General features: G+C 66.7%; 5 protein-coding genes, 1 tRNA gene and 3 pseudogenes. 7 read left to right on the top strand and 2 right to left on the bottom strand.

The genetic code is table 11. The features are described from left to right. A pseudogene (locus ACIBJG_RS38190) lies at window positions 1-1,218 on the top strand (hypothetical protein); the annotation flags it as partial. A 49-nt stretch (window positions 1,219-1,267) separates the two neighbouring features. Continuing rightward, window positions 1,268-1,744, top strand: a complete 477-nt coding sequence (locus tag ACIBJG_RS38185) for a hypothetical protein (protein ID WP_399314874.1) — start codon at window positions 1,268-1,270, stop codon at window positions 1,742-1,744. A gap of 460 nt (window positions 1,745-2,204) precedes the next feature. Here the strand turns inward: ACIBJG_RS38185 and ACIBJG_RS38180 are convergent. After that, window positions 2,205-2,397 (bottom strand): annotated as a pseudogene (locus tag ACIBJG_RS38180) (transposase family protein); the annotation flags it as partial. A gap of 317 nt (window positions 2,398-2,714) precedes the next feature. On the opposite strand from ACIBJG_RS38180, the pseudogene ACIBJG_RS38175 reads away from it, so the two are divergent. From ACIBJG_RS38175 to ACIBJG_RS38160, 4 genes and pseudogenes are all read left to right on the top strand, one after another. Next, a pseudogene (locus ACIBJG_RS38175) lies at window positions 2,715-3,531 on the top strand (IS5 family transposase). A 130-nt stretch (window positions 3,532-3,661) separates the two neighbouring features. Beyond that, window positions 3,662-4,117, top strand: coding sequence for an SMI1/KNR4 family protein (locus ACIBJG_RS38170; RefSeq protein ID WP_399314872.1), 456 nt, complete (start codon window positions 3,662-3,664; stop codon window positions 4,115-4,117). Window positions 4,118-4,344: 227 nt separating this feature from the next. Beyond that, complete coding sequence (locus ACIBJG_RS38165; RefSeq protein ID WP_399314871.1) at window positions 4,345-5,952, top strand: FAD-dependent monooxygenase; 1,608 nt, start codon at window positions 4,345-4,347, stop codon at window positions 5,950-5,952. 103 nt (window positions 5,953-6,055) lie between these two features. Beyond that, window positions 6,056-7,663 carry a hypothetical protein gene (locus ACIBJG_RS38160; RefSeq protein WP_399314869.1) on the top strand — a complete coding sequence of 536 codons (1,608 nt, stop codon included), beginning with the start codon at window positions 6,056-6,058 and terminating at the stop codon, window positions 7,661-7,663. Between the two features lie 155 nt (window positions 7,664-7,818). Here the strand turns inward: ACIBJG_RS38160 and ACIBJG_RS38155 are convergent. Continuing rightward, window positions 7,819-7,906 (bottom strand) — tRNA-Leu (locus ACIBJG_RS38155). A gap of 247 nt (window positions 7,907-8,153) precedes the next feature. Here ACIBJG_RS38155 and ACIBJG_RS38150 point away from each other — a divergent pair. Beyond that, on the top strand, window positions 8,154-9,458 hold the full coding sequence (locus ACIBJG_RS38150) for a DUF2254 domain-containing protein (protein WP_399314867.1): 1,305 nt from the start codon (window positions 8,154-8,156) through the stop codon (window positions 9,456-9,458). Window positions 9,459-9,469: the final 11 nt, after the last annotated feature.

The raw sequence follows: 9,469 nt of genomic DNA, 5'->3' as shown, positions 1-9,469 counted from the left end.
GAGGGCACAACAGCCCTGCCCGAGAACGTGCTCGAGGGCACGGACGAGTTCGGCAACACCGTCTACCTGGACCGCCCGGGCAACGTCCTCAAGGAAGACGGCACCCTCAAACAACACCACAGCGCCGCGAAGCCGGAGAACGTGGCCACGGGGGCGGAGACCCCAGCCACCACCCTGACCCCGGCCCAACAGCCGGCCCTGGTCGGCGCCCACACCCTCGGCGGCAACGCGGACGGGGCGATCCGGATGGGCGACGACCTGGAGGGCGCGGGGCGGGCCGGCGACGACGCCACTGGTACGGGTACCGGCAGGACACCGGGCGGAGCGGCGAACAACCTGCCAGGCGGATCAGCCGGCCACCACATGCCCAGCAACAGCCTGGACGGCACGTCGTCGGACATCCACACCGGCGAGAACAGACCCCTCGCGAGCGGCCTGCCTCAGAACGGTTGGCCGACAGCCCACCGAGGGCCAACCGGTGCCGGTACGTCCAACCGCATGGATCCGGCAAGCGGCGTCCCCCATGGCAGCGGACCTCTTCACCCCGAGGGCCCCGGTAGAGGCGCACGAGGTGACGGGACTCGCATCGGCGACGATGCGGCTGAGGAGCAGCCCGCCCCTCTCGATGAAGGCGAGGCGTCAGGGGCACCTGACGGCAACGATGTTCACCCGGGGGACGGTCCCCCTGCAACAGATCCGCATCCTGAGGGAGAGCCGGACTACCTAAGGCCAGCCCTTCTGCCTGCCGAGGGGCCGCTCACCCTGAGAGATGTACGGACCACGCGTCCCACACGCACACGCTGGGAACGCGGCGAGGAGTTCCACCGCCAGATGTGGGGTGGTGGGGCCGAGCGACACTATCCGGTTCCGACAAGTACGGATGCGCGATATCCAGTAACCGCGAGCGGTGGACGCAAAGTTGACGTGCCGGTGAAGATGCACGACGGTCGAACAGTCGCCGTGGAAGTAAAAACATACGGCCCGTACCGAAGCATCACCCTCAGAGACGGCACACGCCAGGCGATCCGGAACGAGGTACCACTCAGCAAGCACATCAGGGAGCAGATCCACAAAGATCTAGCCCTGAGACGCATGGATCCCAGATATGATCCCCGTTGGTCGTTCACACACGCAGGACCGTCGAGCGAACTTCGCGCTTACCTCACACAGGCAAAAATAATCTTCCTCGAATATGGAGAAACCCCCAAGAAGAACTAGCCGGGAAAGTAATTCAAGGAATCCCTGAGATTGAAAAGGTAAAGAGAAAGTGCAGAACGAAACTCCGGCTGATTCCGCATCGGACATTGCAGAATGGGCCCTCGGAGCACACGATCGAGCCGTCGGCATCGCAGAAATGATTGGAGTGGGAGCGGAACGGTACACCCAGGACCCCCTGACGCTCCTACCTAGGCTACAAAACTATGTCGACCGGCTACCGCTTAGCTCTTTTGAGCAATCGGACTGGATTACCCTCCACACGGATCTGACCGCCTACCTGGGCGACCTTATGGTTCGCCGACACAATGCAACATGGGTAAAGGTAAGTGACTCCAGTTCACCCGTCGGATATCGATACCTGATCGAGACAACGGGGATCGACGGGGCGACATACCGCATGGAGCCCTACGACGTATCCATGGAAGAATTCGAACATCTACCCATCGAGATCACTCGAATGGTCGCAAACGCAGAAGCAGTATTGCACGTGGCGCCAGAAATCCGTGCGGATACGGTGGGTGATTAACAGGTCGCGCATGATGATCCACAAGGTCATAAAAGCAGAAACTTCCTACCAGGAACTATGGCCTGCATCATTTGGGGAATCCGCAGGAAGCGTCCGAGACTACATCGCATCACCCGCTGAGGACACCAAGAGAATCACAGAGTGTAATGGGGTCTTCCGACGACGTACTCGGTTCAGGAAGAAACATCCTTGGCGGCGACTCGATCCTCAGCGATGGCGATTGGCTCTGGCGGGGCGACCTCTGGTTTTACGTCTGGAACTATCACGTGGGGCTTCCTAACGAATTCCTCGAACGCATGAGGGAAAATGATTACATGATGCCAGCCGAGGACGAGTCTCGACTCATGCAGATTGCCATGTATGTGCAGGAAAATCTATAATGGTTTCCTGGAAATCGCTCCGGCGGCCACGGAATGCTCAGGTACGACCATGAGCGAGGATATCCAGTGAGCCTTTTCCATCATCCGGCTGAGCAGGCCAGATGCAGGGCAAGGACGGACTGAACGAGAGTGGTGACTCGGGTTGTGGAGCATCGCAGTTTCCAGTTTCCTGAGAAGTCGCCAGGACTTGAGGGTGGCCATGACCTGCTCGACAAGTGCTCGGATCTTCGCATGGGACCGATTCACAGTCTGCTGTCCGGCGGAGAGTTTCTCAGCCAAGCACGGCGATCGCGCCACCCGCCGTTCTCTGCCGCGGGTTGGAAAAGGCTCACTATCGCGAATATCCGCTAAACACGCCCGACACGTCAACGAATTCCTTGCACCGGAACTTACCCACTGAATGCTGTTGACAGCCTCGCGGTGAGATTACTGGAATGACCCGTCGCCTGAGGAAAGACGCATTCATTGATGACCCTATAAAGGTTGACATGGATGACGGCGAGAACCTTTCCTGCTAACAACGGCTAACACAATGAGGCCGATCGGTCCTGTTGACCGTGTCCGCGTCAGGAGTTGGGCGTTGTCCGGCCATGGGGACTTCACGATGGATCGTGTCGGATGACCTGTGGGAGCGGATCGAGCCTCTGCTGCCACTCAAGGAGCGCCGTTTCCGGCACCCGGGCCGCAAGCCCCTGCCAGACCGGCAGGTGTTGTGCGGCATCCTCTTCGTGCTGCACACCGGCATCCAGTGGGAGTACCTGCCTCAGGAGTTGGGCTTCGGTTCAGGCATGACCTGCTGGCGGCGACTGCGGGACTGGAACGAGGTCGATGTCTGGCAGCAACTGCATGAAGTGCTGCTGGCCGAGCTCAACGCGGCGGCCCGTCTTGACTGGTCGCGTGCGGTGGTCGACTCCAGCCACGTGAGGGCGACAAAAGGGGGGACCGAACGGGACCGAGTCCGGTCGATCGTGGCCGAGCCGGATCGAAACACCACCTGATCACGGACGGGCATGGCACACCGCTCGCCGTGATTCTCACGGGCGGCAACCGCAACGACGTCACTCAGCTCATGCCGCTGATCGACGCCATCCCACCCATCAGGGGCCGGGTCGGGCATCCGCGACGCAAGCCGGACTCACTTTTCGCCGTCCGCGGGTACGACCCCGACATCTACCGCGACCAGGTCCGACAACGTCGCATCGTGCCCGCCATCGCCCGCCGCGGCACCCTCCACGGCACAGGGTTGCGAACCTACCGTGGGTCGTCGAACGTAGCTTCGCCTGGCTCCACGGCTTCAAACGACTTCGCATCCGCTGGGAGCGACGAGCGGACTTCCACGAAGCCTTCCTCAAACTCGCCTGCTGTCTCATCACACACCGACAAATCAGCGCACTGCGCGGACCCTGAAGAGCAGGGTTGCCGGTCACCTCGTGAATGTCCGTGGCGCATGCCATGATCCGCTCTCATGAATGACTGTTCGCTCTCGTCTGCCTGGCTGGCTTCGTGGATGAGCAGGGTCGCAGAGTCCCTGAAGGCAATGACGGACGAGTTCGAGCGTCAGTACGGCTTCCCTCCGGGAACCAATGAGGTCCGGCCGGCCGACCACGACGATCAGGTCACGGCTCGCATGCTTGCTCAGGTGAGCTTCGCTTCTGCTGACCTGGTCACCTTCTACGCCAGCATCGGTGGCGTGACTTGGTCGGACGTCGATAACGGCTACTTCGTCACCCCAGCAGGTGACGTCCTTCAGCAACTCAAGGAGTACGGCGCAGTCGATGTCGGCGTGGGCCAGAACGCCTGCGGCCTCGCTATTGGCTCGAACGGCGGCGGTCTGTCCTACGTCGCTGGCCCGGGCGGGGTCTACCGGACGCGGACGGCATCGCTGGACGAACCTGAGCTCGATCGGGTGGCCGACAACCTGCGGCAATTTCTGGAGATGCTGGAGCAAGTCCTGACACGGTTCGTCATCAACGGCGAGCCGGGACACCTATAAGAGCACACCCCGGGCCTCATTGTGTTAGCCGCTGTAAGGAAGCCTGTGGGGCTGCCTCTCTGAATTTGCTGTCGCATGACTGGATCCTTTGAATTCCCGACGGGCGTCCCAGACGGGCTGGTCAAGTCGCCAACACGATGCACAACCCTTCCCCGGCTCGCCGCCCGCACCACCCCGGGCGACCATGGGGTGAGCGATCCGTCGGGGCCGGGCACTGGGAGGCAGCCGTGGCGCGCGAGCACATCACTGACGTACTGATCGCGGGCGCCGGTCCGGTCGGGCTGAGTGCGGCCGCCGAGCTTCGCCGGCGCGGGGTGGCGTGCCGGATCGTCGATCGGCTGCCGGCCCGGCTTCCGTACGCCAAGGCCGTCGGCATCCAGCCGCGCACCATGGAGATCTGGGACCGGATGGGTCTGGTGCGGACCGTGCTGGAGGCCGCCGTCCCGATGCGCGGCCAGCTGATCCATGTCAATGGGAGCGAGGCGGCACGGATCGAACTCGCGCTGCCGCCGGAGGTGCCGTACGGCTTCGCCGCGCTTCCGCAGTACGAGACCGAGCGCATCCTCGAGGAGTACGTGGCGGGCCTCGACACCCGCGTCGAGCGTGGGACCGAACTGCTGTCGTTCACCCAGGACGCGGAGGGGGTGACCGCCCGGCTCGGCAGCGATGCCGGGGGCGACGAGGAGGTCCGCTGCCGGTTCCTGATCGGTTGCGACGGCGCGCACAGCACCGTACGCAAGGGGCTGGGGCTCTCGTTCGAGGGCGGGGCGTTCGCCGAGGAGTACATGCTGGCCGATGTCGTGGCCGACTGGGACCTGCCCCACGGCTACGGAGTGCGCGCGAGCCATGTCGGCGACGACGGCTCCACCGATGACCTGCTGGTCTGCATCCCGCTTCCTGGGGCGGGGCGGTACCGGATGTCGATGCTGGTGCCGCCCGAACTCTCCGCCGGGGCAGCCGACGGAGCCGAAGTGGCGCACGGACTGGAAGGCGGACGCGTTCCGGAGCTCGCCGACATCCAGGCCGTCGTCGACCGTCTGGCCCCACGGCCGGCGGCCCTGTCCGGGATGCGCTGGGCGTCCGTCTTCCGCATCAGCCACCGCATCGTCGACCGGTACGACAAAGGCCGGGTCTTCGTCGCGGGCGATGCCGCCCACATCCATCCACCCACCGGGGCGCAGGGCATGAACACCGGCATCCAGGACGCCTGCAACCTGGCCTGGAAGGTCGCCCTGGTCGTGCGCGGGGAGGCCGGGTCCGCGCTGCTCACCAGTTACGACGCCGAGCGCCGCCCGGTCGGCGAAGAGGTCGTCGGCCGGACCGTGCGGCACGCCACGCGGGGCATCGAGAACGACTCCGACGACATGGAGACACTGATGCTCCGCGAGGCCCAGTTGCTCGTGGGATACCGGGACAGCCCGCTCGCAGGCGCCCCGGCCGGACCGGACGACGCGCCCCAGCCCGGCGACCGGGCCCCGGACTGCGCGGGCCTGACCACACCGGTGGCCACCTACCCGCTGCGCCTGCTCGACGTCCTGCGCGGACTCACGGGGCATGTGTTGCTGCTGTACGCGGAGAAGCATGCCGACATCGAGGCGTGGGACGCGGGCGAGGCAGGCGGGCTGCACACGGTCGCCGTCGTCGGCCGGAACTGCCCGCCGGACACTCCCGCGTACCGCGATGCCGGCGGTGAGTTCGCGCGGCTCTACCGCCCCGACGGCCCGACCGGTTTCATCGTCCGTCCGGACGGCCACCTCGGCGCACGCTTCCCGCTCGCCGGCACCGCGAAGGCGGTCTCGGGCTGCTTCGCCGCCCTGTCCGATCCTGCGCGCTGATCCGCTCGGCCGGCGTACGCGCAGGATCTGCCCGCCGTTCTCCTTCTGTTGGCCATGCCTGGCTACGCTCCACTCGCCCCGTCAGGCACAGGAGAGGCACGTCATGAGCACCCCGGTCCACCGCACCCCGCCTCGGCAGTCCGTGGCCGCCCTGACGCCCGCCCGGCAGGGCCGGGAACGGAACCGGAACCGGGCCGGGAGCCCGTCCCTCCTCCCACCGGGGCGCCCCCTCCTCGAAATCCAGGCGGGCATCGGCAACCGAGCCGCCACCGCCGCGGTGCAGCGCGCCAAAAGCACGGAGAAGGGGAAAGGGAAAGGGAAGGAAGAGGAGGAGGGGATCGGTCCGGAGAGTGGCAAGCCGCCTGCCGGAGCGAAGAGTTATCGCGACCGGATCGCCGCGGCCCTCGACAAGGTCAAGAAGAATCTCGAATTCATCGACACCTTCGTCAAGGGCGTCCACGTCCCCGCCAACGCAGGCTTCTCCCAGCAAGCCTCCGCGACAGCGAGCGACGCCCTGAAACACTCCGCAGGTTCCTCGGGGACCGCCGCCGCGTCGGAGAACCTCGTCACGGAGGCCGCCGGCGCCGTGCTCAGTGGCATGGACGCGGCCAAGGCCAGGAAGGACGCCGCGAAGCACGGTAGCGGGGCCGCCTTCCACGGAGCGGACAAGAAGGCCAACACCAAGACGGCCGACGCAGTCGTCGGCGCCGCCGGAGCCGGGAACTACGCGCTCGGCATCGCCAAAGAGCTGACCAAGGCCCAGAAGATGGCACACGCCGCGACCGCTTCCGAGGTGAGCGGCATCGGCTCCAGCGTGGTCGGCGCGGTGAAGGGCGCCCGCGCGGCGACCCGTTTCGGGCTGACGGCACGCAAGTACCGCGCGTTGAAGGAACTCGGCACGGCCGACCGCACGGACGAGGTCGCACTGGCCCGGCTGAACCAGGAGCGGCAGAACACCGAAGCGGCCTCGGACGAGGCGTACGTCGCGCTGGATTCCCATTGGGACCAGGAGGGCGAGGACCGGATGGAGCGCGTCTCCGATGCCATCGACGTGGCCTGGGCGGCGATGGGCAGAACCCGTGACGCCGCCACGGCAGTCCGGCGCGCCGAGGACATGAACACGATGAACACGGTGCACACCTACGCGCTCGGCAAGCAGCGCAACAAGATGGGCAAGCAGGCGTTCACCGCCGTGGGCGAGTCCACCAAAGCCGCAGGCGGCATCGTGACGGCGGTCGCCGCCACAGCGGGAGGAGCCGGACTCGCGAGCAACCCGGTCGGCTGGGGCCTCGCCGCGGGTGCGGCCGGCCTCATCCTCGGCGTCACCGCCTACAAGGCCGGCCGCGCGGGCAAAAAGCGCTACGACGGGGCCCGCCACCCCGACCGCTGGGCGGAGGGTGAGACGCAGAAGGAGCCCGCCTCCCGCGAGGACGCGCTGAAGGAGGCCCTGAAGTTCTGGAAGAAGGTGGAGAACGGCGAACGCCAGGCCATGGCGCGCAAGATCTACGGACTGGCGGCGGGCCAGGGCATCGAGGGGAGCAGCGGCACCACACCCCAGGTGCGGGAATCGGCCAGAGCCCTTCTCGTCGCCCTCAAAGCCGGCCCGGCCAAGCTCCGGCAGACCCAGGAGGAGTGGGAGAACTCCCTCAACGATCCGGAGAAGAGCGCCGCTTGGGTCAAGGAGATCGCAGAGCAGCTGTCCTCGGCCTGAGCGGGAGACGCGGCCCGAGCGGGCGACGCCACCCTGAGCGGGAGACCCCGCCCTGGCCGGGCCGTCCGCAGGCCGGACCCTTCGCGGGCCGACCGCCCACGGGGTCGGCTCAGCCCAGAAAAGCAAGAAGACCCCTGATGAACAGGGGTCTCAGCTGGTGTCCGAGGGGGGACTTGAACCCCCACGCCCGATAAAGGGCACTAGCACCTCAAGCTAGCGCGTCTGCCATTCCGCCACCCGGACCAGGTGGTCGGCCCCGGTTTCCCGCGGCGACAAACAAAACAATACCAGGGGTTTGGGGTGGCTCTCACCTGCATATCCGGTGGTCATCGCCCTGGTCAGTGCGGTGTGCGGCCCTCGGCGGGGCGCAGGCGGGAACCACGGCCGCCGTTCGCGTACCGTCCGTCGACGGTCGCGTACGCAGCGTGCGCCCGGAGGGTCGGTGGCCGCGTCCACCGGTGCGCCGGGCGGTCGGGTTACGTTCGCGGGCATGAGTGATCGCGGCTACCGGCCACCTCGCGCGTTGTCGCCCCTGCGTGAGCATCTGCGCGAGACCTTCTGGTTCGCCCCGACCCTGACGCTGATCTGCGCCGTCGTACTCTGGCTCGTCGCCTCGGCACTCGACGAGCAGATCGTGACCTACCTCAAGGACGAGCAGGCGTACGACGAGATCAGGGACCTGGTCTCGATCGCCGAGGACACCAAGACGATCGTCGTCACGATCAGCTCCGCGATGATGACCTTCATCGGTGTGGTCTTCAGCATCTCGCTGGTGGCCGTGCAGATGGCAAGCGGTCAGCTCACGCCCCGGGTGGTGCGGATCTTCGTACGCAGCCGCATCAGCAAGCTCACGCTGTCGGTCTTCCTGGCGACCTTCGTGTTCTCGCTGCTGGTCCTGAGCTCGTACGAGAGCACGGTCGATCCGCGCCGCGTCGTGTCCGTCCCCTTTCTGCAGAGCCTGCTGACCGCCGCGCTCGTCGGGCTCAGCCTGCTGCTCTTCATCGCGTACGTGAGCTCCACGCTGCGCCTGATGCAGGTCGGTCCCGTCGTCGACCGGATCACCCGGGACTCCTTCCATGTGCTGCGGCGGATGCCCGTCGGCGGGCCGCAGGAAGGCGTGCTTCCCGCCGAGACCGGGCAGCTCCTGCACGAGGGGCGGGCCGGCGTGCTGCGGGACGTGAACGTGGCGCGGCTGGTCCGGGCCGCGCGGAAGCAGGGCGCGGTACTTCGGCTGATTCCGCGGCTCGGGGACTTCGTCGTGCCGGGTACGCCGGTGCTGGCGGTGCACGGCGGGGCCGCGCCGGCCCGGCGAGCACTGCGGTACACGGTGTCCGTCGGGGTCGAGCGCACGCTCCACCAGGACCTGGCATTCGGGCTGCGGCAGCTGTCGGACATCGCTCTGCGGGCCCTGTCGTCGGCGGTGAACGATCCGACCACCGCCGTGCAGTGCCTCGACCGGATCGTGCAATTCCTCGCGGCGGTGGCGGACCTCCCCCTCGGAGTCGTCCACCACCGGGACCGCAAGGGGGTGGTGCGGCTCGTTCAGGACGTGCCGGGGTGGGCGGACCTCGTGGATCTCGGGTTCGAGGAGATCCGGCGGTGCGCGACGGACAGCCCCCAGGTCACCCGGCGGCTGCTGGCCGGGATCGATGACCTGGTGCTGCTCGCCGGGCCGGAGCGGCAGGGTCCGCTGATCCGGCACCGTGCGCTGTTGGTGCAGGCGGTGGGGCGCGCGGTGCCGGATGCCGCCGAGCGGGAGTTCGCGCTGCTGCCCGACCGGCAGGGGATCGGATGAGCCGCGGCGCG

This window comes from Streptomyces sp. NPDC050422, from assembly GCF_044458665.1.
In the GTDB taxonomy this organism is placed as follows: Bacteria; Actinomycetota; Actinomycetes; order Streptomycetales; family Streptomycetaceae; genus Streptomyces.
The sequence above is the reverse complement of the archived record's forward strand: the minus strand, read 5'-3'. Positions and strand labels throughout refer to the sequence as shown.

Coding starts and splice junctions, on each gene's coding strand:
- ACIBJG_RS38170 (WP_399314872.1), top strand. CDS start 3,662: ATGACGGACGAGTTCGAGCGTCAGTACGGCTTCCCTCCGGGAACCAAT.
- ACIBJG_RS38160 (WP_399314869.1), top strand. CDS start 6,056: ATGAGCACCCCGGTCCACCGCACCCCGCCTCGGCAGTCCGTGGCCGCC.
- ACIBJG_RS38150 (WP_399314867.1), top strand. CDS start 8,154: ATGAGTGATCGCGGCTACCGGCCACCTCGCGCGTTGTCGCCCCTGCGT.